General features: G+C 34.4%; 22 protein-coding genes. 19 read left to right on the top strand and 3 right to left on the bottom strand.

Annotated features, from left to right (window positions below):
* Nucleotides 1-7: 7 nt before the first annotated feature.
* Nucleotides 8-610 carry a 30S ribosomal protein S4 gene (rpsD, locus tag NSQ92_RS15710; RefSeq protein ID WP_047941829.1) on the bottom strand — a complete coding sequence of 201 codons (603 nt, stop codon included), beginning with the start codon at nt 608-610 and terminating at the stop codon, nt 8-10.
* Nucleotides 611-1,326: 716 nt separating this feature from the next.
* On the opposite strand from rpsD, the gene NSQ92_RS15705 reads away from it, so the two are divergent.
* Nucleotides 1,327-3,201, top strand: a complete 1,875-nt coding sequence (locus tag NSQ92_RS15705; RefSeq protein ID WP_341152948.1) for a sensor domain-containing diguanylate cyclase — start codon at nt 1,327-1,329, stop codon at nt 3,199-3,201.
* A gap of 85 nt (nt 3,202-3,286) precedes the next feature.
* Here the strand turns inward: NSQ92_RS15705 and NSQ92_RS15700 are convergent, their stop codons facing one another.
* Nucleotides 3,287-3,769 carry a GAF domain-containing protein gene (locus NSQ92_RS15700; RefSeq protein WP_047941831.1) on the bottom strand — a complete coding sequence of 161 codons (483 nt, stop codon included), beginning with the start codon at nt 3,767-3,769 and terminating at the stop codon, nt 3,287-3,289.
* A 226-nt stretch (nt 3,770-3,995) separates the two neighbouring features.
* On the opposite strand from NSQ92_RS15700, the gene refZ reads away from it, so the two are divergent.
* Entirely contained in the window at nt 3,996-4,622 is a 627-nt protein-coding gene (refZ, locus tag NSQ92_RS15695; RefSeq protein WP_047941832.1) for a forespore capture DNA-binding protein RefZ, read from the top strand.
* On the opposite strand, the gene hisJ is transcribed toward refZ, so the two are convergent.
* On the bottom strand, nt 4,605-5,411 hold the full coding sequence (gene hisJ, locus NSQ92_RS15690) for a histidinol-phosphatase HisJ (RefSeq protein ID WP_047942138.1): 807 nt from the start codon (nt 5,409-5,411) through the stop codon (nt 4,605-4,607). The genes refZ and hisJ overlap by 18 nt on opposite strands.
* 406 nt (nt 5,412-5,817) lie before the next feature.
* Here hisJ and ezrA point away from each other — a divergent pair, with 406 nt between their 5' ends.
* The 17 genes from ezrA (at nt 5,818) to NSQ92_RS15605 (ending at nt 25,342) form a co-directional block, all read left to right on the top strand.
* Complete coding sequence (ezrA, locus tag NSQ92_RS15685) at nt 5,818-7,521, top strand: septation ring formation regulator EzrA (protein WP_341152947.1); 1,704 nt, start codon at nt 5,818-5,820, stop codon at nt 7,519-7,521.
* Nucleotides 7,522-7,901: 380 nt separating this feature from the next.
* Nucleotides 7,902-9,047: a cysteine desulfurase family protein gene (locus NSQ92_RS15680; RefSeq protein WP_061798746.1), complete on the top strand. Its 1,146-nt coding sequence runs from the start codon at nt 7,902-7,904 to the stop codon at nt 9,045-9,047.
* On the top strand, nt 9,044-10,252 hold the full coding sequence (gene thiI / locus NSQ92_RS15675; protein WP_047941835.1) for a tRNA uracil 4-sulfurtransferase ThiI: 1,209 nt from the start codon (nt 9,044-9,046) through the stop codon (nt 10,250-10,252). Before NSQ92_RS15680 ends, thiI begins: the two co-directional genes overlap by 4 nt.
* 121 nt (nt 10,253-10,373) lie before the next feature.
* Nucleotides 10,374-10,580 (top strand): alpha/beta-type small acid-soluble spore protein, encoded by a 207-nt coding sequence (locus NSQ92_RS15670; protein WP_031534962.1) that lies wholly within the window; start codon nt 10,374-10,376, stop codon nt 10,578-10,580.
* 245 nt (nt 10,581-10,825) lie between these two features.
* The gene (gene mbcS, locus NSQ92_RS15665) at nt 10,826-12,403 is read left to right on the top strand and encodes an acyl-CoA synthetase MbcS (protein WP_047941836.1); all 1,578 of its coding nucleotides are present in this window, start codon (nt 10,826-10,828) and stop codon (nt 12,401-12,403) included.
* A gap of 93 nt (nt 12,404-12,496) precedes the next feature.
* Nucleotides 12,497-14,095, top strand: coding sequence for an amidohydrolase (locus NSQ92_RS15660; RefSeq protein ID WP_061798742.1), 1,599 nt, complete (start codon nt 12,497-12,499; stop codon nt 14,093-14,095).
* Between the two features lie 108 nt (nt 14,096-14,203).
* Entirely contained in the window at nt 14,204-15,130 is a 927-nt protein-coding gene (gene rarD, locus NSQ92_RS15655) for an EamA family transporter RarD (RefSeq protein ID WP_061798739.1), read from the top strand.
* 105 nt (nt 15,131-15,235) lie between these two features.
* Nucleotides 15,236-16,249: a signal peptide peptidase SppA gene (sppA, locus tag NSQ92_RS15650; protein ID WP_047941839.1), complete on the top strand. Its 1,014-nt coding sequence runs from the start codon at nt 15,236-15,238 to the stop codon at nt 16,247-16,249.
* 12 nt (nt 16,250-16,261) lie between these two features.
* Nucleotides 16,262-16,825, top strand: coding sequence for an RDD family protein (locus tag NSQ92_RS15645; protein ID WP_047941840.1), 564 nt, complete (start codon nt 16,262-16,264; stop codon nt 16,823-16,825).
* A 199-nt stretch (nt 16,826-17,024) separates the two neighbouring features.
* Nucleotides 17,025-17,711 carry a DUF2953 domain-containing protein gene (locus NSQ92_RS15640; RefSeq protein WP_047941841.1) on the top strand — a complete coding sequence of 229 codons (687 nt, stop codon included), beginning with the start codon at nt 17,025-17,027 and terminating at the stop codon, nt 17,709-17,711.
* 19 nt (nt 17,712-17,730) lie between these two features.
* The gene (gene ytfJ, locus NSQ92_RS15635) at nt 17,731-18,183 is read left to right on the top strand and encodes a GerW family sporulation protein (RefSeq protein ID WP_047941842.1); all 453 of its coding nucleotides are present in this window, start codon (nt 17,731-17,733) and stop codon (nt 18,181-18,183) included.
* 166 nt (nt 18,184-18,349) lie between these two features.
* Complete coding sequence (gene tpx / locus NSQ92_RS15630) at nt 18,350-18,850, top strand: thiol peroxidase (RefSeq protein ID WP_047941843.1); 501 nt, start codon at nt 18,350-18,352, stop codon at nt 18,848-18,850.
* A 141-nt stretch (nt 18,851-18,991) separates the two neighbouring features.
* Nucleotides 18,992-19,975, top strand: coding sequence for a class I SAM-dependent methyltransferase (locus NSQ92_RS15625; RefSeq protein ID WP_061798736.1), 984 nt, complete (start codon nt 18,992-18,994; stop codon nt 19,973-19,975).
* 270 nt (nt 19,976-20,245) lie between these two features.
* Nucleotides 20,246-21,436 carry an acetate kinase gene (locus NSQ92_RS15620; protein ID WP_047941845.1) on the top strand — a complete coding sequence of 397 codons (1,191 nt, stop codon included), beginning with the start codon at nt 20,246-20,248 and terminating at the stop codon, nt 21,434-21,436.
* A gap of 183 nt (nt 21,437-21,619) precedes the next feature.
* A complete protein-coding gene (locus NSQ92_RS15615; RefSeq protein ID WP_341152946.1) occupies nt 21,620-22,456 on the top strand; it encodes an EcsC family protein in 837 nt (278 codons plus the stop codon).
* 65 nt (nt 22,457-22,521) lie between these two features.
* On the top strand, nt 22,522-24,843 hold the full coding sequence (helD, locus tag NSQ92_RS15610; RefSeq protein WP_341152945.1) for an RNA polymerase recycling motor HelD: 2,322 nt from the start codon (nt 22,522-22,524) through the stop codon (nt 24,841-24,843).
* Complete coding sequence (locus tag NSQ92_RS15605; protein WP_047941847.1) at nt 24,836-25,342, top strand: MogA/MoaB family molybdenum cofactor biosynthesis protein; 507 nt, start codon at nt 24,836-24,838, stop codon at nt 25,340-25,342. The genes helD and NSQ92_RS15605 overlap by 8 nt, the downstream gene beginning before the upstream one ends.
* Nucleotides 25,343-25,513: the final 171 nt, after the last annotated feature.

Genomic DNA, 25,513 nt, shown 5'->3' with positions numbered 1-25,513 from the left:
AATTCTATTAACGAGAGTAGAACTCAACGATAAGAGCTTCGTTAATTTCAGCTGGTAATTCAGAACGTTCTGGTAAACGAGTGAATGTACCTTCTAATTTATCTGCATCAAAAGTTAAGAAATCAGGTACGAAGTTATTTACTTCTACTGCTTCTTTAACAACTTCAAGGTTGCGAGATTTTTCACGTAAAGTGATAGTTTGACCAGCCTTAACGCGGTATGATGGGATATCAAGACGTTTGCCATCTACTAAGATATGACCATGGTTAACTAATTGACGTGCTTGACGACGAGTACGAGCTAAACCTAAACGGTAAACAACGTTATCTAGGCGAGTTTCTAATAAGATCATGAAGTTTTCACCATGCTTACCAGCCATTTTACCTGCGATATCAAAAAGATTACGGAACTGACGTTCGTTCACACCATACATGTGACGAAGTTTTTGTTTTTCTTGTAATTGTAAACCGTATTCTGATAATTTTTTACGTTGGTTTGGACCGTGTTGTCCTGGAGCGTAAGGGCGTTTATCTAACTCCTTACCTGTTCCACTTAAAGAAATACCAAGACGACGAGAAAGTTTCCAGCTTGGACCTGTATAACGAGCCATAATTGACTCCTCCTTCATGTTTTTATTTGGTAAAATAAAAACAGATGTAACATTTCTTTTTGATTATTTTGTCTTCCTGTACCTTCGCCCTAGCAGCCAAGGGTTACCCAATACACCATCAAATTAATATTTGAGGAACAAAATAAGACAAAAAGTGTTTACATATGCTGCGCTATTTTACACAAAGAATATTATATGTTTTTTATAGGTGAAAAGTCAAGTAGTATTTGCTGATAGGTTACTATTAGGAAAAATTTTAGAATATCACTTATATTTTTTTCTACCTATTTATTGCCAATATGATATAATTAGTATAATTTAACTAGATTTATACATTTAGGTGATATTTCCCAGAAATCACTTGTTCATATACATATTTTCATGAAAAGCCTATTGTGTTGTAATGCTTTGAAGGCTTTTATGAGTAATATTCCTCCTGTTTGAATAGGTATATATTATAAGTAATTAGAACTGTTTTTGTTTTTAGCATTATTAGTTTACGTCCTCAAAGAAATTATTTCCCTGTTTTTAATTATGTGGTTTGTTTCTCAGAAATTTGTTTACGATTGAATTCCAAAACTATATTTATTATTGAATAACTAAAATGGATGGAATTTATTTACGACGAGATGGAATATATTGGTTTATTTTGTCTAGCTAAAAATAGGAATAAATAATCAAAGAAAGAATAGTTAGGTGAATTAGGTGATAAATACATGGACTTCCTTGGCCACCAAAAAATAATAATGTTAAAAAGTCGTTTTTTTGATTTATATAGTATGAAAGTGATAAATGAAAACATCGGCATCATCATGCAAGCAGCACTTGAAGCAATCCAAGAAGTACTTGGTGCCGTTGAAGTAACTTTATATTCTATCGAAGAATGGAATGCGAATTGGACGATTGTGTCTTCAACTGTAATAAAGAATTGCAAGGAGCAGGCTGTTTATCTGAATGAAGACATATCTTTTCTATGTGAATATAAATTCTCTCGAACTTCTATAAAAGATGATTCGGTACATGATTATATGTTGTTAGCACTTAAGAACAAGGAAAAAGAACAAGTTGATTATATTTTAGCAATTAAAATGAAGAAGGAACTATTGGATGACCCCCATGGAGAGAGTCTTTTGTTTGGTATGGCAGGTAAAGAAGTTGGAATCTTTTTTACAAACATGCAGAATATTGTGGATACAATGAAAGAAAAAAAGAAATACAAGCAGTTATTTAAAGTGACGGAGAAGTTTCATTCATCCATGATGATGGAAGACGTATTAAGAGAAGTTATCTTCACTTTAAAGGAAGTTTACCCATTCTATCATTATTTTCTTCTGCTTTCCCATGATAACAATAGTCCAACAGATTTACCAGTTAAGGACTTAGAATACAATGGCGAAAATATGGCTGCAATGGAGGCTTATGTTACAGCTGAATTACAATTCGAAAACTTGAAAGGGGAAAAAAGTTCGGTTATCTATGCACCTTTGAAAGGAAAACAAGGTGTATATGGCGTTTTGCAAATTATTGTTCCGAATGCAATCTCCTTTCCGAAAAACGAAGTGGAATTTATTTCTTTATTAGCTAATACAGCAGGAGGGGCTTTGGAAAATGCTCAGTTATATCAACAATCTAAAAAATTAGTTACTGATTTGCAACTAATTAATGAGGCTTCTCATCAATTAAATTCCAATTTACGTTTAAATGAAATGATGAACTATATTTGTGAAAGAATATCTGCTAGTTTTGATGCAAAAGAAGTAGGATTTATCTTATTTTCACTTGAAAACAATTCTACAAAAGTGCTGTCCGGGAGCTCCTCTTTCTTTTTTAATCAAGAATCACAGCAATATATTAAATATGTTAAAGAAAAAATTCAGATCGAGAAAGATTCTCTGTTTCTAGGAGATTTTAGTATGCAGCTTGAGGGAGCACGATATAAATCCATTATGGCTGTGCCAATGATGCAGACAGGTGTATTAAAGGGGGTTGCGATTGTCATGCATCCTTCTGCCTATCATTTTTCTTTTGATACATTTAAACTATTACAATCATTGATTCATCATTCTACCCTTGCCTTAACCAATTCTTTGTTAAGAGAAGAATTAGAAAAAATGGTTGTTACAGATCATTTAACAAAATTATATTCAAGAAATTATTTGGATGAAAAAATCCAAATGTCTTTACTGGAAGATAAAGAAGGAACGTTTATTTTAATCGATATTGATGATTTTAAATTGATAAATGACACATATGGTCATCAAATTGGCGATGATATTATTATTCAGGTAGCGAATATTATAAAAGATAATATTCGAAGTTCTGATATTGGCTCTAGATGGGGGGGAGAGGAATTAGCTATTTACCTCCCTAGAGTTCCTCTCTCTTTAGGTGTAACTATTGCAGAAAGATTAGTAAAAAAGGTAAGGAGAAATTCTAAACCAGCAGTAACCATTTCATGCGGGGTTGCTTATTGGAATAAACAAAGTAATGATACGTATCATACTCTTTTTAAGCGTGCTGATAAAGCCTTGTATACGGCAAAAGAAACAGGAAAAGATAAGGTTATCATTCAAAATACTCTTCTTATTTAGAGAATAAAAGGGTGTTTTACCTTTCTCCAGAGGAAAGATAAAACACCTTTTTTGCAAGCTGACAATAACAAAATTATTCCTATTATTATAAATACTTAACTAAAGTAGAAGCGAATAATTCTAAGTATTTTTGATCCAATTCATCAAATCGATTCTTTTCTGGGGAATCGATATCAAGCACTCCAATTAATGTGCCATCTTCTTTTACTAATGGGATTACAATTTCGGATTGAGAAGCGGCATCACACGCAATATGGCCAGGGAATTGATGGACATCTTCAACTCTTACTGTTTCTTTATTGTGAGCGGCTGTACCACAAACCCCTCTCCCAAATGGAATTCGAACACAAGCAGGTAATCCTTGGAATGGTCCAAGAACTAGTTCATTTTCTTCCACTAGATAAAAACCTACCCAATTGATGTTTTGCAAAAATTGATTCAATAATGCGGATGCATTAGAAAGATTCGCAATAGCATTATGTTCTCCCTCTAATAAAGCACGTAATTGCTTTTCAACTAATTGATACTGTTGTTCACGGTTACCATTATATGTTTCGACACTAAACATGTATATCACCAATCTTTCTCGTTTTAAATGTGTTTTTTTGACGATAAATACAGAAGAATCCAGCACTTTGTCGGAAGGTTTTTAAAGGATTCTTTCCGCTGATAAAGAAATTGTAATTAAATAGAAAACGATTGTCTTCATAAAAACAGTCTTTCTCAATTATATAGAAGTTTTTATTATTCAACCATACTTTTTAATGATTCGCAACAGAAAAGAGGTAGACTAGATGAAAGAAATTTCAACAAGGGATGCCATTGTAGAAGCAGCCATTTCTTTATTTAATCAAAAAGGCTATCATGGTACTTCTATACGTGATATTGCTGGATTAGCAAATGTAAATATTGCCAATATATCGTATTATTTCAATGGGAAACAAGGATTATTAGAGTATTGCTATATGAACTTTTTTGAAACGTATTTAGAACTGCTTGAAGAAGTATTTCTCCAGTCTGATAGTCCAACAGAGAAATTAAAAAAAATGGTGGATTGCATTATTTCCTATCAATGTAAAAATCCACAGCTGACAAGATTTGTTTTACGAGAGGTATCCATCGATTCCCAAGTTGTAAGAGAAATAATGTCCACCTATTATGTGAAAGAAAGATATATTTTTACGCAAATCCTTGAAAAGGGGATCGAGAGCAAAGAATTTAGAAAACAATCTATTTCTTATAGTATCATTCAATTAAAAGGACTACTCTCGATGCCCTTTATACACTCTTATTATGTGACCGAGGTTCTTCATATTTTTCTAAATGAGGACTACTTTAAAAGAAAGTATATAGAAGAGATCCACCGATGGATTCGCGATGTTGTTTGTTTGAACGAAAAAGAATTATTGATTATTCCATAACATAACGTCCCAGCCTTGCCCTAAATCTTTTGCCTGATGAGCATCAGATCCATATACTAAAGGGATTTGACGGTTTATCGCTTCCTTGACAATCCACTTAGGAGGATATGGTTCTTTGCAATATGGCTTATTTACGCCTGCCCCATTATAATCCAGTTCATATCCATGGCTTTTCACTTCATCTAAAATGGTGAAAATAATGGTTTGAAAGTTCTGCTCCTGGGGATAAAGCTGCTGGAATTTATGTATAAGGGTGATATGGCCTAGTCGTTTTGGCTTGGCTGGGCCTAGATCTGCTTTAATCGATTTAAGAAGTGTTTGATAGTAGCAGTCATATAGTCTTGAAACTCCCCCATACTGTTTCACCATATGTCCAAAATACTCAGGACTATAATCCACACAATCATAGCGATTAGATAATGGATCTTTCAAAAAGTGAACACTTAGGATACTGTCGTCTAAAAAATGTCCCCATTCAGCTAGAAAATCTTTTATTTCTAGTTCGAATCCTTCTATATAATCAATCTCGAGTCCTATATTGATCTTTATTCTTTCTTCATATTCTTTCTTGATATGCTGAACTTCCTTTAAGTAGAATGGCAGTGCTTCCAGCGTTATACTACTATCCTGTGTTGGTGTGGTATCGATAAAACCTTTTGGTAATGGCGCATGCTCTGTAAAAGTCATTTCCGTAAAACCGAGCATAATTGCTTGTTCAACGTATTGTCTAAGAGAATCCTTCGTTCCATGGGGGCAAAATGGTGTATGAATATGTCCGTCCTTCTTCAACGTAATTACCATCCTTTCTATTCCTTCTATATTCAATATATACTTAATTTAACAGCAAGGTAAATAAAGAAGTTTTCCTGCGTGTTTTTTTGAATTAATCCTTATATAATTAAGATAACTATCGAACTTTGAAAAAAGAATACAAAATTATGAAAAAAACGTAAAATAATAGTCAAAAATTGTCGTTTACATGTTATCATAAATACAAAGAATTTTACTTGCTTATAGGGAGACATCTCTTAATTTTTTTTCTTATTTTGTTATCGTACAGATTTGTTGAACCTATTTAGTTTTTTAGGGCATTTAATCCATTGTTGTTACTTACGGATTACTGCTGCTTAATTTTGATAAAAAATAGTGAAAATAGATACGGAATTATGGCCGGTGTATGAACAGGGGGCTTCAAATGAATTACATAATTGGAGGAATAGGGATAATTATTTGCCTATTCGTAGCGGGATATTTTATTAAAAGAAAGTATTATAACGGAGTCGATGAATTAGAAAACTGGAAAATAAATATCATGAATCGTCCAGTACTGGAAGAACTCGCGAAGGTTAAACAATTGAATATGATTGGACAAACTGAAGAGTTATTTGAAAGATGGAGACAAGAATGGGACGATATCGTTACGGCTGAATTACCTGAAATTGAAGAGCTGCTTTTTGATACAGAGAGTTATATTGATAAATATAATTTTCCAAGAGCGAAGAAGACACAAGATATAATTCGGATGAAAATGGAAAGTGTGGATAAAAGAATTGATACACTATTAGAAGAGCTTAATAACCTTGTCGGTAGTGAAGAAAAAAACCGCACAGAAATGGAAGAACTAAAAGAATCCTATCGTGTCAGTAAAAAAAATCTTTTAGCCCATCGCCATACTTTTGGTGATACAGAGAAAAAGATTGAAACAATGCTTCAAGAAATAGCGGAATTATTTATTACTTATGAGGAGAAAACGAATAATGGAGATTATTTAGAAGCAAGAGAAATAGTCTATAAAATCCAAGATCGCTTATCTACTATTACTTATTTGATTGAAAAAATTCCTCCATTATTAATAGAATGTCAAACGAAGCTGCCTGAACAACTTGATGAGTTAAAAGATGGCTATGCAGATATGCTGGAGCAAGGATACATTTTAGAACATTTGCAGATGGATGAAGAAATAGCAAGTTTAACTAATGAACTTGCTTCCACAGAAACAGATTTAAAGGAAGGAAATGTGGAGGCCGTAGAGAAGGTTGTTTCTGAAATTCAGGATAAGCTAGATTTACTTTATGACTTATTAGAAAAAGAAGTGCTGGCAAAAAATTATTGCCATATCAATATGAATGCAACAAAAGAAATCTTAGCAGATGTGCAGCAAGGAAATGCGCAGCTTCAAGTCGAGGTTGGCTTGTTACAAAAGAACTATAATTTAGATAATGAAGATATTGAGCTTCAATTTAAGTTGGAGAAGAAATTAAATTTTCTATTCAAGCAATATGAAGTATTAGAGCATAAATTACTGACCGAATCTGCAGCACATACACTTTTGGGAGAAGAGTTAAAAGATTTAAAGGAACAGTTAGAAAGTGCCTCTTTAGAACAAAAAGCACTATTTGAAAAGCTGCATGCTCTTCGTAAAGACGAAGTTTCTGCCCATAATCGCTTAAGAGAATTAAGTAAACAAGTGGCAGATGCGGTAAGAAGCGTGACAAATAGCAATTTGCCAGGTGTCACAGAGGAATACAATCAACTAATGCAAGAAGCAAAAGAGAGTATTGATCAAGCAAAAAGAATGCTAGAACATACGCCATTAAATATGGTTGAAGTGAAAAAGATAATTGATGTGACCGAAGAAAAAGTGACAATGCTAGTAAATGTAACAATTGAATTGGTTGAAACAGTTTATTTAGCAGAGAAAATTATTCAATATGGAAACAGGTATCGTCGTAAATATCAAAAAGTCCATCAAGGTTTATTAGAAGCAGAAGCTCATTTTAGACACTATCGCTATAAAGAAGCATTGCAATATGCAGCAGCCACCATCGAAGAAATAGAGCCAGGCAGTATGAATAAAATCGAAGCTTGGTCAAATGAATGGAAAGAAAATCAACATTAGAAAGCTAATGCAATATGTGCAAAAAAGTCTGAGGAAATAAACTCAGACTTTTTTTATGTAATGAAGAAATCATAGTAGCTTATCCGTGTATTTGCAAAAGTTTTAACATATGGTAGCATTATAAAGTAAAACTTTCATGGTGGGGCTTATTACCTAAATGTAATGGGCATCTGTTGTGAAGTGTTCGACTTATCGGATATCCTGTCAAAGAACATAAAAAAGCAGTTGCAGTTTTCAATCGATAAATACTCTTTTAAAAGGAAACTACCTTCTAGAAAAGATTTTGTTTTTATGATGTGATACAGCAAAATGGCTGTTAATAAATATATCCATTTAACTAAATAAAGTTAACTTTTTTAAGGAAAGGAACTCCCGATGTAATGATCTATATAGATAATAGTGCTACAACTAAACCTTTTTCAGAAGTTCTTGATGCATATACTACTGTATCTCAAAAGTATTTTGGGAATCCATCCTCGATCCATGGGATAGGAATGGAAGCGGAGAAATTACTAATACAGGCAAGGGAACAAATTGCTGAGCTCTTAGAAGTAAAAAGTAATGAAATATTTTTTACTTCAGGAGGAACGGAAGGGAATAATACTGTTTTAAAAGGGATAGCGCGTACGTTTAAAGGAAAAGGAAATCATATAATAACGACAACTATTGAACATGATTCTATTCACAAGGTAATGGAACAATTAGAAGAAGATGGATTTACTATTACGTATGTACCCGTTAATGAATATGGACAAGTTTCTGCAGAGGATATAATCAAACAGATTCGTAAAGAAACCATCCTTGTCTCGGTGATGCATGTTAATAATGAAGTAGGTTCAATTCAGCCGATTGAAGAAATAGGCAGGTTTTTATCTAATTATCCGCATGTTTTTTTTCATGTGGATGGCGTTCAAGGAATTGGAAAGCAGCCAATTTCTTTAAAGAAAGCAAATATAGACGCTTATACGATTTCAGCTCATAAATTTCATGGACTTAAAGGAAATGGCGTTCTATATATAAAAGAAGGTAAAAGGATTCAACCGCTATTAGCAGGTGGTGGTCAAGAAAATGCTTTTAGAAGTGGGACCGAGAATGTAGCTGGAGCAGTAGCAACTGCCAAGGCATTACGAATGCAGCTACAAAATCAAAAAAAGAAAATGTCTGTCCTAACACAGATAAATCTTTATTTGCGTGAACAGCTAGCTAGAATAGATGGTGTCTCTATCCATTCGCCAGCTCTAGGAAAAAGTGTGCCCCATATTCTTAATTTCTCTATTGAAGGAATAAAAGCAGAGGTATTTGTTCATGCGTTAGAAGAACGTGATATTTATATTTCTACAACGAGTGCATGTTCCTCCAAAACTAATAAAGTTAGTAAGACATTATTAGGTATGGGTGTATCCGAACAAATTGCTGAAAGCTCTTTTCGAATTAGTTTTTCGTATGCAAACACAATGGAAGAAATGGAAAAAGTAGTGGCTGCTATACAAGATATCAAAGAATGGTTGAGAGGTGTAATGAAATGAAATATGATCGTATTTTAATACGCTATGGGGAACTATCAACAAAGGGAAGAAATAGAAAACAATTTGTAGATAAATTAAGACGGACAATCGCCAAGGCTTTAGAGGCGTTTCCAGCTGTGTCTATTGAAGCAAAAAGAGAAAGAATGTATGTATTATTAAATGGGGAAGATGTGGAGGAGATTTCCAAAGTTCTTAAAAATATCTTTGGCATTCAATCTTTTAGTCCTGCAATAAAGCTAGAAAGAGATATCGAAATAATCAAAGCGGCTGCTTTAGATATTGTTACTTCTTTATATGAGGAAGGATCTACTTTTAAAATAAGTGCTCGACGTGCAGACAAAGGGTTTGAACTTGATACTAATGAAATAAATCAGGCGATTGGTGGTCATTTATTAAAAAATATCCTTGGTTTAAAAGTAGATGTTAAAAACCCTGATATAAATGTCCAAATTGAAGTCAGAACAGAAGCGATCTATCTTTCCTGTGAAAATATAGCAGGAGCAGGAGGATTACCTTCAGGAACAAGTGGAAAAGCGATGTTGATGTTATCTGGAGGATTGGATAGTCCGGTAGCTGGATACTTGTCCATGAAAAGGGGATTAGAAGTAGAGGGAGTACATTTCTTTAGTCCGCCATTTACTAGTGAAAGAGCTAAACAAAAGGTAATTGATATTTCGGAGAAACTGGCTCGTTTTAACGGACATTTTGTCTTGCATATTGTTCCATTTACGACAATCCAGCAGTTGATTCATAAACAAATTCCAGAGAACTATACGATGACTGCAACACGAAGAATTATGTTAAGAATCACAGACGAAATTCGGAAAAGACAAGAAGCACTAGCTATCATTACGGGTGAGAGCTTAGGTCAAGTGGCGAGCCAAACGTTAGAAAGTATGTATGCAATCAATGACGTGACAAATACTCCTATTTTAAGACCTTTAATAACAACAGATAAAACGGAAATTATTGAATGGGCAAAGAAAATTGATACCCATGATATCTCCATTCGTCCATATGAGGATTGTTGTACAGTATTTGTACCTTCTTCTCCAAAAACAAAACCGAAAAAGGAAAAAATACAGTATTACGAAAGCTTTACTGATTTTGAGCCTTTGATTGAAGAAGCAGTCAAAAATGTGGAAACGATAATCCTGAAAAGAGAAGAAAATAAAATAAACACAGAAATGGATTCCCTTTTCTAAGTGGAGCATCATAACTTTTGCTAACAAAAATCCCCAATATTTTTGTGAAGAATTACCAGTAATTAAAACGAATGAATGCCATGTGTATTACACATTCTATTATCACAAGGAGGTGATACACATGGCAAGCAGCAACAATTCAAATCAATTATTAGTACCTGGAGTTTCTCAAGCTCTAGATCAAATGAAATATGAAATCGCTACTGAGTTTGGTGTAAACTTAGGTGCTGAAACAACTTCTCGCGCTAACGGTTCAGTTGGTGGTGAAATCACTAAACGTTTAGTTCAAATGGCTGAGCAACAATTAGGCGGCGGTTTCTCTAAATAATTGAATAAAATGGCTACAAAGAGCAAGGTGTTATGCCTTGCTCTTTTCTTTACGATATTTTTATAAAAAGAAACACTTTATCATTTTGCAGAGTGAGTTTCTATTGAACTTTCATGTAGATTTTAGAGTAATTCTTTGAAAAACTATCAAATTCCTAGTGCTTTGAAATTTAAATAATTTAAAAAATACAAATGGGGTAGTATAATGGGTTAAGTATTTACAATTAGAATCAGGAGGAATAGGTTATGAAGACGGAAGATTTAATAGCTCCCAAACAATATAATTTTGTTTCGGAGATTGAGAAATTTGCCCAGAATCCAGATAGGCTAGCGTTGAAATGGGAGAACGAAGAAGGCGAAACAAAAGAAGTTACATATTCCTCTTTAATGAAAGCAGCAAATAGAATAGGAAATGTATTTAAGGATGAAGGGTTACAAAAAGGAGATGTCGTGCTTGTTATTGTTCCACGAATAATAGAAGCATATCAAGTATATTTAGCAGCTTTAAAACTAGGGTTAACGATTTTACCAAGTTCTGAAATGCTGCGGGCCAAAGATTTGCAATACCGGATCAAGCATGGAGACGTAAAAGCAGTTGTTAGTTATTATCCTTTCATAGGCGAATTAGAACTAGTAGAAGATATACATATGATTAAACGCTTTGTGCTGGGAGAAGGAAAAGAAGGCTGGATGCATTTAGATGCAAGAGCAGAAGATGTTTCTGACGAGCTGCAGTTAGCTCCTACATTGAAAACAGATACGGCTTTTATTTCCTATACTTCAGGAACAACGGGGAATCCAAAAGGTGTTGTACATACGCATGGATGGGCATATGCCCATCTAAGAACAGCTGCTCCAAATTGGCTCTGTATTGAAGAAGGAGATTTAGTGTGGGCAACAGCAGGACCTGGATGGCAAAAATGGGTATGGAGTCCTTTATTATCAGTATTAGGATCTGGAGCAATTGGACTTGTTTATCATGGACGATTTAATCCAGAAAAATATTTACAACTTTTGGAGAAATATGAAGTGAATGTTTTCTGTTGTACACCAACAGAGTATCGTCTAATGGCGAAAGTGGAGGATATTCATAAGTATCAATTAAACCAATTACGAAGTGCTGTTTCTGCTGGCGAACCATTAAACAGGGAAGTAATTGATGTATTTAAAGAACATTTCCACCTAGATGTACGTGATGGATATGGACAAACAGAAAATACATTATTAGTTGGGATAACAAAAGGAGTCGAATTAAGACCTGGCTCCATGGGAAAACCAACACCAGGAAATTTGGTGGAAATCATCAATGAAGATGGTGAAATTTGTTCAGTTGGTGAAGTTGGAGATATAGCAGTTCACAAAGATACGCCAGCGTTGTTTAAGGAATATTTAAAAGAACCAGAAAGAACACAAAATCAATTTCGCGGGGAGTATTACGTCACAGGGGATCGTGCGAGAAAAGATGAAGATGGTTATTATTGGTTCGAAGGTAGAAGAGATGATATTATTATCAGTTCTGGCTATACGATTGGACCATTTGAAGTGGAAGATGCTCTTGTTAAACATAAAGCGGTGAAAGAATGTGCGGTCGTAGCAAGTCCAGATCCAATAAGAGGGAATGTTGTGAAGGCATTTGTCGTTCTTAGAGATGGAATGGAAGGAAACGAGGAATTAACGAAAGAGCTGCAATCCCATGTCAAGAAATTAACGGCTCCTTATAAATATCCTCGTAAAATAGAATTTATGAATGAGCTGCCAAAAACAACTTCAGGTAAAATTAGACGAGTTGAATTAAGAGAGAATGAAAAAAATAGTAAGTACTAAAACAGTATATTGAATTGAAGCAGGGAGACAAAAAGGGCACTTTTAAGAGTGTCCTTTTTGTAAAAAGAAAAGTGAAAATGGGGAGGGATTGACGTGAGAAAACTTATTTATGGTGGGAAAATATATACACTTAAAGAAGAAGGAGATCTGGTAGAAGCTATTTTAACAGATGGACAATATATAGTAGACTATGGTGATAAGGAATATTTGTTAGAAAAACATGGAGAAAGCATAGAGGAAGAAATAGACTTAAAAGGTGATGTGCTTCTACCAGGTTTTGTTGATAGTCATATGCATTTAATTGGTCACGGAGAAAAACTTTTAAGACTAAATTTATCTGCTTGCACCTCGAAAGAGGAAGCTTTACAAATGCTAGCTAGTTATGCAAAGGATATTAAAGAAGGCGAATGGGTTATCGGAGATGGTTGGAACGAAAACATGTGGCCTGAACAGAAAGTCCTGACAGCTAAGGACATTGATCAACATGTTCCCAATCATCCCGTTCTCCTTAACCGAATATGCAAGCATGCGATTGCGGTGAATTCATATGCTTTGAAGATTGCCAATATTACAAATGATACACCAGTTCCATTTGGTGGAGTTATCGAGAAGGATGAATTAGGCAACCTTAATGGCGTATTTAAAGATCAAGCTCAAGAATTAATCACAAGTGTTCTACCAAAAGTAACAGACGAATATGTGGAGAATGCATTACGAGCAGGAATTAAAGATGCTTACCGATTAGGCCTTACTGGAGCTCATACAGAAGACTTAAATTACTATCATGGATATAAAGGAACATATCAGTCCTTTAAAAAAGTAATAGAAGAAGAGGGCAATCTATTTAGAGCTCATCTGCTTGTGCACCATGAAGTGTTTGAAGAGATGAAAGAAGATGGTGGGAAATACTTAGGTGGTTCCGAATGGGTAGAGTTTGGTAGCATGAAAATATTTGCAGATGGCGCTTTCGGAGGAAGAACTGCCTTTTTAAGTAGACCGTATCATGATGATCCTTCGACAAATGGAGTAAGTATTTTTACCCAAGAAACGTTAGATGACCTAGTAGCAAAGGCAAGAGAAAAAGAAAATCCGATTGCTGTACATGCCATTGGGGATGCTGCCTTTGAGATGGTGTTGAATGCTATTGAAAAGTATCCCTTGCAAGGGTCTGGGAGAGATCGTCTTATCCATGCAACCATGCTGCGCAAGGATTTAATCGAACGTATGAAGGGATTACCTTTAATATTAGATATCCAGCCTAGCTTTGTAGCTTCCGATTTCCCATGGGTTATCGATAGACTGGGAGAGGAAAATTTAGCATACTGTTATGCTTGGAAAACATTATTAGAAGAAGGATTGCATTGTGCAGGTGGTTCAGATGCTCCAATTGAAAATGTGAATCCTTTAGTAGGAATTCAAGCAGCAGTGACAAGATCTAACCAAGAGGATAAACAAGGAAAAGGATATATTCCCGGAGAGGCTTTGACGATTTATGAAGCAGTTTGCCTGTATACAAAAGGGAGTGCCTATGCTATTTGTCATGAAGAGGATCGGGGGAAGATTGAGAAAGGGTATGTAGCGGATTTTACGATTTTAAATATGGATATATTTCACGTGAACTCACATGAAATAGAGCAAATCGAAGTAACGAAAACTATTGTTGGAAATGAAATAATGTACGAACGTATTTAACAGAGGAAGTTAATCCATTACAAAGATTTCTAAAAAAGATTGATTGTCAGCCTCCAAAAAAATGTATATAATATGGAATATTTCGATTATAGAAAGAAGCGATGAAAAATGGAGAAAAATAATGTTCGGATTGGGGTCATCTTTGCGGGGATTTCCTATTTAATATGGGGGCTGTTTCCGATATATTGGAAACATCTGCAAGGAGTAGGAGCAGATGAAATTCTTGCAAATAGAATATTTTGGTCGTTTATTTTTATGTGTATTTTACTTACTATTACACGGAAATGGACATTGTTTTTTCAAACACTACGATCATTTAAGTATCAAAAAAAACAGGCGATTATGCTATTTATAGCTTCTGTGCTAGTTAGTTGTAACTGGTTTATCTATATTTGGGCGGTAAATGCCAACAAAATAATCGAAACGAGTCTTGGGTATTATATAAATCCATTAGTAAGTGTATTATTAGGCATTTTTGTGATGAAAGAAAAATTATCGAAGATCCAGTATGTATCCGTACTATTAGCTGCAATCGGAGTTTGTATTATTACATTCGCCCATGGAGCCTTTCCTTGGATAGCAATTTCTTTAGCAATGACATTTGGTTTATATGGCTTGGCAAAAAAATTAATCAAAGTTGATTCCGATGTAGGATTAACATTGGAAACCATGTTTATTACCCCATTTGCGCTCCTTTATATCGGTTATTTATTTGCAAAAGGGAATCATGCCTTTTTGGCTGTTTCAACCAGTTTAGACTTTTTGTTAATTATATCAGGCGTGTTGACAGCTGTTCCGTTATTATTTTTCGCTAAGGGAGCGCAGCGGATTCCTTTATCCATGCTAGGATTCATACAATACTTAACACCTACATTAACATTAATTCTTGGTGTATTTGTCTATCACGAACCATTTACAACGGCACACTTATTAGCATTTATATTTATTTGGTCTGCATTAACGATTTATTCTCTTTCGCGAACAAAGCTATTTTCTTCAGCAAAAAAGAAAGAAGAAGCTAAAGGAATAGCATAAGAGAAAAATAATAAAATACTATAGTTGGAATTATGCATTTTTCTGAAACATTTTTCTTGGTAGAACGTAAAGGAAAGAGAACGAATATTAGGGGGTTTTGAGTGAATGAATGGAAAACGTTGGGCAGCTTTAGGCATAGCAGGTGTTATTTTTGCCTTCTCCATTATTACTAGTTTGGTATCAATAGCATTTACAACCGATGTGGAAGAGTTATTTGGACAATTTCTAGGTGAAGGTAAAGCGCCTTATGTAGAAGAATACATAGAGGATGGAAATATCGCTAATAAAATAGCAGTTTTAGAAGTGTCTGGAACGATACAGGATACTGGTGATGCTGATTCTCTTTTTTCAGCAGCTGGATATAACCATACTTCCTTTATGGAAAAGCTGGATTATATAAAAGAAGATCCAAGTGTAAAAGGGGTTATTTTGAAAGTGAACTCTCCAGGTGGAGGAGTAGTGGAAAGTGCACAGATTCACGATAAAATAGTGGAAATTCAAAAGGAAGCTAAAATACCTGTTTATGTCTCAATGGGATCAATGGCAGCTTCTGGAGGTTATTATATTTCAGCCCCTGCTGATAAAATTTTTGCAAGTCCTGAAACATTAACTGGTTCGCTTGGTGTTATTATGAGTGGATATAATTTTGAAGGTCTAGCTGAAAAGTATGGTGTTGAATTTGTTACAATTAAAAGTGGTAAATACAAGGATATCATGAGTTCTACTAGAGAAATGACAGAGGAAGAAAGAGACATTTTACAACGATTAATTGATAATTCATATGCTGGTTTCGTTAAAGTCATCGCAGATGGACGAGGTATGAAAGAGGCAGAAGTGAAGAAAATCGCAGATGGTCGTATCTATGATGGAAGACAAGCGAAGGAATTAAATTTAATTGATGATTTTGGTTATTTTGATGATGTGGTAGAAAAGATGAAAGCAGACTATCAATTAAATGATGCTGCGGTTGTTAAGTATACGGACAATACTGGCTTTGGTTCCTTGTTTGGCGTGACTGCGAAAAAATTAATTACAAGTGAGGATAAAGAATTAGCAAATATATTAAAAATCGTCACAAATGCTAACTCACCTCGACTAATGTATTTATATGCAGAATAGGAGGGGAACTAATTGAGTAATGAACATGAAAAGTTGGAAACTGAAACTTCTTTAAAGGGAGAAACAGTGTCAGAATCTACTATTTCATATAAGGAAACAGTAGATAGGGATGAGCAGACACCAAATGTACCAAAAGAAAAGAAGTTGCCATTGGGGGAAGCTCCTTATGTGTATGCAGGATTCTGGATGCGCTTTTGGGCATATCTAGCAGATTTAATTATTGTTTCAAGTGTCAATCGAATTCTAATCTATCCGATTTTACGAATAGCCGATATCCCGTTATACGAATCAGGGATTTTCTCAACAGTAAACATTTGTACAGCTATTACGTTTTATTTATATTTTGTGTTAATGACAAAGTTTTTGAAACAAACATTAGGGAAAATGATTTTTGGATTAAAAGTTGTACCGATAAACAAAGAAAAACTAACATGGGATACTATTCTTTTCCGTGAGTGGATAGGTCGATTTATCTCTAGCAGCTTTTTCATTTTATATGCATTAGTTGCCTTCTTACCAAAGAAACAAGGACTTCATGATATATTTGCTGATACGGCAGTAGTACATGACCGATAACAAAAATGAGACGAGGATTGCAGTATTTTAACGAATATAGACCCGAACAATTATACGGAAATGGTAATTTTCGTATAATTGTTTGGGTTTTTTTATTGATTTTGTGAAACACGCTTTCTGGTAATTAACTGCAGACCTAGCATGTTTAATTTTGGCTGCTTTATCCAATAATAATAAGCTGAAGGGAAGTGTTGCCAAAATGAAAGTTCTTTTCATTCTAGCTATTATTATTGGTGCTTTTTTATTACTTCTACTATCTTTATGTTTTTTTAAATTAACGATACATATCCGCTATTACCATAAGAAAGATAACGATGATTTAAAAATAGAAGTTCGTGCGTTATTTGGAATTATTCGGTATAAGAAGACGATACCACTAATCAAAATAGATGAGGACTCTCCTTCATTAGTAATAGAAGAAGAAACAGAAATAACAGGCAAAAAAGAGACAATGGAGGATACGAAACAATTTTCTGGCTCAGATTTATTAAATTTTTTATCAAATTCCCAAGAGTTATTAAATCATGTTGTTCATTTTCACCGCATAGTAAGAGCGTTTTTAGCAAAACTAACAATAAAGAATATAGAATGGAGCTCCATTGTGGGCCTAGGAGATGCGGCGCATACAGGGATGGTTTCGGGTGCAATTTGGGCAGTAAAAGGCAGTATCATCGGAATGATGAGTAATTATATGAAGCTGCGTGATATGCCGAAAATAAATATCTATCCTCAATTTCAGGGAGTTGCCTCTGAAACATTATTTTCTTGTATGATTCAATTTCGGTTAGGGCATGCTATGATGGCAGGAATTAAACTGGTGAAATATTGGAAAGATGGTTTCCCTAATTTTAAAACAAATGAAACGTCTATCCAAAGTAAACAATAGACAATGGAGGAATAGGAAAATGTCAGATCATCCGATTCAAGGCTTAATGACAACTGCGATGGAAAATTTAAAAGAAATGATTGATGTCAATACGATTATTGGCGATCCTGTCGAAACACCAGATGGCAGCGTTATTTTAACTGTTTCTAAAGTTGGATTTGGATTTGCGGCCGGAGGGAGCGAATTTACGTTAGAGAATCATTCATTAAATGATTCTTTAACAAAGCATCCTTTTGGTGGAGGTAGCGGTGGTGGAGTTAGTATTACACCAATTGCATTTTTAATTGTAAATGCTCAAGGAGTAAAAATGGTCCACTTAGATGAAAGTACCCATCTTTATGAAAAAATCTTGGATATTGCTCCACAAGCTGTTGATAAAATTCAGCAAATGTTTGCCAAGAAAGATTTATCTTCTAATTCCAACAGTAGTGAAGGACAATCACAGCAACAAAAAGAAGATATTGAATTTTAATGTTCAGCAAACTGCGAATTTAATTGTTAGCAAAACGAGTTCACAAGAATCGGTGAGCTCGTTTCACTTTGCCTGTAAATATCCTTAAACAGTTCGTATTTTTTGCAAATAGTAGCAACTATCGATATGATGATAGTAATTACATATGAATATGGAGGAGAGACAAATGGCAAATGTAACATTTAAACATAATCCAGTCACACTGATTGGGAACGAAATTAAAGTTGGAGACAAAGCTCCCGAATTTACTGTATTAGCGAATGATATGTCAGAAGTGACTTTAGCTAGCTCAAAAGGAAAGATTCGTCTTTTTAGTGTAGTTCCTTCTGTTGATACAGGTGTGTGCGATGCGCAAACAAGAAAATTTAATGAAGAAGCTTCCAAGCTTGAAAATGTGGAAGTAATAACAGTAAGTGTCGATTTACCTTTTGCGCAAAGAAGATGGTGTGCAGCAAGTGGGTTGGAAAATGTTATTACCGTATCAGACCATAGAGACTTGTCTTTCGGGGAAGCATATGGTGTTGTGATGAAAGAATTGCGATTATTAGCACGTGCTGTTTTCGTAGTAGATGCTAATGATACGGTAACATACGTAGAATATGTAAGTGAAGGAAGCAATCATCCAAATTATGAGGCAGCAATCGCAGCAGTAAAAGAAGCTAATTAATTTGCCGAACGGCAGATAATACAATCGATTATCTGGTTAATTTCTTAACCGTATGATAAGCTAGAGTTTGGCCTTTTAAAAGGGACAGACTCTTTTTATTTGGTTTATTTTATAAGAAATCTATAATAATTAGGTGATAACATGAACATTTCTCCAGTAGAAGAATTATTTACAGTTTTTAATGAAACAGCATTGATTATACAAGAAGAACTAGAATATACGTATTTAGAATCTTTAGCTTTAACAGGAGAGAATATTTTTCAAGAAGCGATTTTACAGGAAGAGTTAAGTGAATTAAGTAAAAAAAGATTAAAAAAATCATATGAAACGATTCACTTGGCTAAATATTCAAAAGAGGAAATTCGTAAAGCATTTCAATTAGTCATTTTAAAAGGAATGAAAGAAAATACACAGCCTAATCATCAAATGACACCAGATTCAATTGGAATCCTCTTTGGTTATTTAGTACAAAAGTTTTATACGAGTGAAGAGCTTCGGTTATTAGATTTGGCAGTTGGGACAGGCAATCTATTAACAACTGTGATGAACCATCAAGTCGGTAAGAATATTGCAGCCTACGGTGTTGATATTGATGACTTGCTTTTACAGTTAGCATTAGTAAATGCGAATCTTCAGGAACAACCGATTGAATTTTTTAACCAAGATAGCTTAGAGCATTTGTTTATTGATCCAGTCGACGTTGTCGTAAGTGATTTACCAGTAGGGTATTATCCGAACGATATTCGTGCGAATGAATTTAAAGTGAAAGCGGAAGATGGGCATACATATGCACATCATTTGTTCATCGAACAAAGTATAAATTATGTTAAGCCTGGGGGCTATGCTTTCTTTGTTATTCCTAATAACTTATTTGAGTCAGAGCAAGCGGCTAAACTTCATGACTATATAAAAGAAGAAGTACACATACAAGCAATAATGCAATTGCCGGAAACGCTTTTCAAAAATAAACAGTCCGCAAAAAGTATATTGATTCTACAGAAAAAGGGGAATAATATAGTAGCACCAAAGCAAGTTTTACTTGCAAAAGTTCCAAGCTTCTCTAATATGCGTGCAATGGAACAAGTTTTAAGTGAATTGGACACATGGATACAAGCAAATAAGTAAGGATAATAATTTAAATTACGTTAAGTGTTATAAGACAGTTTCCTTTTATTATATAGAAGATAATCGGCGCAAATTTGTCTTTTTTTCGAAAAATCGACGAAAATCTAAAAAAAAATGAATAACTGGGCATAATGTGCTTGAAATGTTTCTAGTAGAATGTTTTAATGAAAAACTGAAAGAAGTAAATCTTGTCTGTTGTATGATTCGATCTGTTCAATGTCAGGCAAAGTAAATAAAAAGTTGTTATACAAAAGGGGAGTAAATCATTTTATGGCAAAAATAATTGCGATTAATGCTGGTAGTTCTTCACTAAAGTTTCAATTGTTCGAAATGCCAAGTGAAGAAGTAATTACAAAAGGTTTAATAGAGCGCATTGGATTAACTGATGCTGTATTTAATATCTCTGTCAACGGAGAAAAAATCAAGGAAGTTACAGAAATTCCTGATCATGATGTCGCTGTTAAGATTCTTTTAGGCAAATTAACAGAATTAGGCATTATCGCATCTTTAGATGAAATCGAAGGAATTGGTCATCGTGTTGTTCACGGCGGAGAAGAATTTGCTGATTCTGCAGTAATTACAGATGATGTAATTGGTAAAATTGATACTTTATCTGAATTAGCACCTTTACACAATCCAGCTAACTTAACTGGTATTCGTGCATTCCAACATGTATTGCCAAATGTTCCGGCTGTAGCAGTATTTGATACAGCATTCCATCAAACAATGCCGGAAAAATCTTATTTATACAGCCTTCCATATGAATATTATGAGCAATATGGAATTCGTAAATATGGTTTCCATGGTACAAGCCATAAATACGTGTCTCAACGTGCTGCTGAATTATTAGGCCGTCCTATTGACCAATTACGCTTAATTTCATGTCACCTAGGAAATGGTGCTAGTATTGCAGCTATTGAAGGTGGAAAGTCTGTTGATACTTCAATGGGATTCACTCCTCTTGCAGGTGTTACAATGGGAACTCGTTCTGGTAATATTGACCCTGCGTTAATTCCGTTTATCATGGAAAAAACAGATCAATCTGCTGATGAAGTATTACAAGTATTAAATAAGAAGAGTGGTCTTTTAGGAATCTCTGGTTTCTCCAGTGATTTACGTGATATTACAGAGCAAGCAAAAGAAGGCAACGATCGTGCGGAACTTGCATTGAGAATTTTTGCAGATAACATCCATAAATACATTGGATCATATGCATCTGGAATGAACGGTGTAGACGCAATTATTTTTACTGCTGGTATTGGTGAGAACAGTGAAATTGTTCGTGCTAGAGTTCTTCAAGGGCTTGAATTTATGGGAGTTTATTGGGATCCAACATTGAATAAAATCTCTGGTGAAGAGTCATTCATTAACTATCCACATTCTCCAGTAAAAGTAATGGTAATCCCAACAAATGAAGAAGTAATGATTGCAAGAGACGTTTGTAGATTAGCTGGTATTTAAGTTAAGCGTACAAAGGTCTAGGATGAAAAATTAGAAGACAATCTTTTTCGTAGCATAATGTACGAGAAAGATTGTCTTTTTCCTATTAAAAAAGGAATACTACTTGAATGGATAAATATATTGTCTTTTATTGGCTTCTTTTAGTAAAATAAGGAATGATTCTTATTATTCAGGGGGGATTAAATGCTTACAAAAGCTGAAGCTTATTATTTGGATAAATTAGAGCAATGGGAAAATGAACGGAAAAGTGAACGATCAATCAAAATTCTCCATCTTTATTCTGATTACATAAATACTGGCTTATCCTATTTACCTGAATGGCAAAAACAAAAAATTGTACGATCACTTAATAATATCTTATTCCATCTTCATGCCATCTTAATTAATTCCACATTTCAACGAAACACCGCTCAAAAAATTATGCAGCAGGCAAGAGTACATAATGAATCCATCTTCACTTTAAGAGATATGACAAAATTGAGTATAGACCAATTACAATCCATTGCAGAAAAACAAATGGCTCATTACAGGATGCTTGCCTCGGCCCAAGGGGCTTTGGCTTCGAAGCATACTGGTTTTTTCATGGGCGATTTTCTCTCGATGCTTATTATTAATCTTCGATCCGTTCAGGTTCTTGCTTCGCTATATGGGAGACCAGCTGATAGTCCCAATGAAATCATGACAGCATTGAAAGTTTTCTGTGCAGGGTGTTTACCGCATGAGCAGCGAAAAGAAGCATGGAATGAGCTAATGGATGAATTAGAGAAAGAACAGCAAGGTTTCTTTTATGATGGAAAGGATGAAATAGTTCAGGAAAAGATGCTGCACTCTTTATTAAGTGAGCTGATAAAGCTTTCATTTATCTTATTTTTTAAAAGGAAATCGAGTATGGCTGGTACCATAATAGGAGCAGCGGCGAATTACCATTTTACGAAAGAGATGACGGAATTGGCACATCATTTTTATCAAAAAAGCTATTTACTAAGTAAACGAGATGGAATTTATCCGTCTTTAAGATAAGTGTAGCAACCGGGACCAAAAAGGTGCGGATGGAAATTTTCTTATAAATGGAGAAAGGGGAAACTATGGAAGACTTTTCATTAGACGAATGGGAACAGGAAAGGGAAAGACTTGAATATACGAAAAATTATATGAATATTGTTTTGCATGAGGCGCAGATCAATCAAGGGACATTACAGGAAAATGTGCGAGAATCCATAAGCAATGAAGAGGCGCTTGACAGTAGTTTGAGTTATATCAACTATTTAACGAATAGTAAGTTTTTACAGCTTGCAACAACCGAGTTAAGTATTTTAAAACGTATTTTAGATACTCCCTATTTTGCGCGGATTGATTATCAAATGAAAGGGAAATCCCAAAAGAATGTCTATTATTTAGGAAAAACTTCGCTTTTTGAAAAGGACACACAAAAACCAATAATTGTAGACTGGCGTTCACCAATTGCAAATGTCTATTACGATGGACGATTGGGCGAAGTTTCATACGAAGTGAATGAAGAAACGATTGAAGGGCATTTATCATTAAAAAGACAATTTAAAATTGAAATAGGAGAGCTCCTTCATTATCAGGATATTGATTTAACTACAACAGATGAATTATTGCAGCAATCTCTTGCTGGAAAAGCAGACCAGCGACTAACAGAGATCATTTCAACTATTCAAGCTGAACAAAATGAAATAATTCGAGCAGATCTAAATCGGCCAATCATTGTCCAAGGAGCGGCCGGAAGTGGAAAGACCACTATTGCTTTACACCGAATATCCTATTTTATCTATAACTATGCAAAATATTTTCAGCCTGAGCAATTAATGATTATTGCGCCAAATAATATGTTTATCGGTTATATTGCACAAGCGCTGCCTGATTTGGGAGTAGAGAAGATTCGTCAAACGACATTCCTAGATTATGTTTTACTATGCATTGGAAAGAAAATGAAAGTAATTCAGTCAAATAAGAAATTACTAACATTTATAAATCATAAGAACAAACAAGAAGAACTGGTTAAGTGGCTTTCCCGTTATAAAGGATCTTTAGAATATAAAAAGGTAATGGATAAATATTTAGTGGATATATGTAATGAAATGAGTCCAAAAGAAGATTTTCGGGTAGAAAAATTCCCGTTATATGGAGCAAAGAAACTGGAGCGTTTATTTAAGAAGGAATACGATTATCTTCCCTTAATCAAACGGAAGGAGAAAATAAAGGGAATCTTACAAGCTGATTTAAAACGGAAAAAGAAAATAATTTTAAGTAAGTTGGAAGAAAAGTATGAAGATGCATTAGATCGTGCCTTAAAGATAAAAGAAGATTCAAAGCGGAAAGAGAAAGTTGTCTATTTTCTAGACACGAAGGCAGAAAGAATAGCAACTGTAAAGAAAGAAGCTTCAACTGCTGTTAGAAGATATATGAAGACAATGGAGACAACCGATTTATATGAGTATTATTCCAGATTATTTGCGGATAAGGAGCTCCTTAGAAAATATACGGAAGATTCGCTAACAGAAAAGCAATTAGATTATTTGATTGCCTTCCAGCGAAAGATATTAAAACAAAAGAAAGTGGAAATCGAGGACTTAGGGGCATTATTTTATTTGCAGTATAAAATATTAGGCATAGATAAAGAATATCGAGCGAAGAATATTGTCATTGATGAAGTGCAGGATTATAGCGAATTTCAGCTATATGCCTTAAAAGCAGGACTAGAAACAGATATGTTTACCCTTGTTGGAGATTTAGCACAAGGGATTCACTCCTATCGGGGATTACAGAACTGGCAGACATTACAGCAAACTATTTTTCCGCGCGCGAATTATATGACCTTGCAAAAAAGCTACCGGACTACGATTGAAATTATGTTTTTGGCAAATGAAATTTTGCATTTAGTCAATGAAGATTTGCCCAAAGTGAAACCAGTTGTCCGCCATGGAGAAAAACCGACTGTTCATTTATATGAGCAAAAACAAGAATTGATTGACAGAATGATTCAAGTAGCAGATCGACTGCATAATGACGGTTATCACTCCATTGCTATTATTGGTAAAACAGAGGAAGAATGTAGAGCAATATTGAAAGAGATGCAAAAAAGAAAAGTGCCTAATGTCCAATTTCTTCAAGAAAATGAAGAGCTTGAAAAGAAATATTTAATTATAGTACCAAGCTACCTTTCCAAGGGACTGGAATTTGACGCAGTTCTTCTTTTTACGTTAAATGAGTCTTTTTCCCAAGAAGAAATAGATTTAAAGCTTTTATATGTTGCAATGACAAGACCAATGCATCGCCTTCATTTATTTACACGCGACAAAGCCACGTTATTATTGGATAAGGCACATAAAGCATATTTTACAGTGGAGAAAGAAAACGAGCGAAAGAGTGGGGAATATGAATAAACAAATCCATACGAAGCATCAATACTTACAGGTTGGCTGTAAAGTGATAACCGTTAGTGATACAAGATCTGAGGAAAATGATAAAAGCGGAAAATTGATGATTGATCTGTTAGAACAGGAAAACCATTCTATACAAAAGTATGTCATCGTAAGGGATGAGAAAGAACAAATTGTACACGAAATAATGACGGGGGTACAATCAGCTGAAATTAATTGTATTCTCTTAAATGGAGGGACAGGAATTTCACCCAGGGATATTACCATCGAAGCCATTAAACCTCTCCTAACAAAAGAATTAGATGGATTTGGAGAACTGTTTCGAATGTTAAGCTATACAGAAGATATAGGCTCTAGTGCTATATTATCAAGAGCGATTGCTGGAACGATTAATAATACGGTCATTTTTTGTACTCCAGGATCTACAGGTGCTGTACGGCTTGCGATGAACAAATTAATCCTTCCTGAATTAAGTCATGTTGTCAGCGAATTGCATAAATAATAATAAAAAGGTCAATAACTTTTCAAGTAAAGAAAAGGGTTGACCTATTTTTATATATAAAAATAGAATTTATCTACTAATGAAATGTATAAAATAATGCATAAAAGATTAAGTTTATTTTTATAGATACAAATAATTAGTTTATTAATAGGATGTATACTGAGACTTCCT

The sequence above is a fragment of the Niallia sp. FSL M8-0099 genome, from assembly GCF_038006945.1.
In the GTDB taxonomy this organism is placed as follows: Bacteria; Bacillota; Bacilli; order Bacillales; family Cytobacillaceae; genus Niallia; species Niallia circulans.
This window is presented reverse-complemented; position numbering and strand designations above follow the sequence as displayed.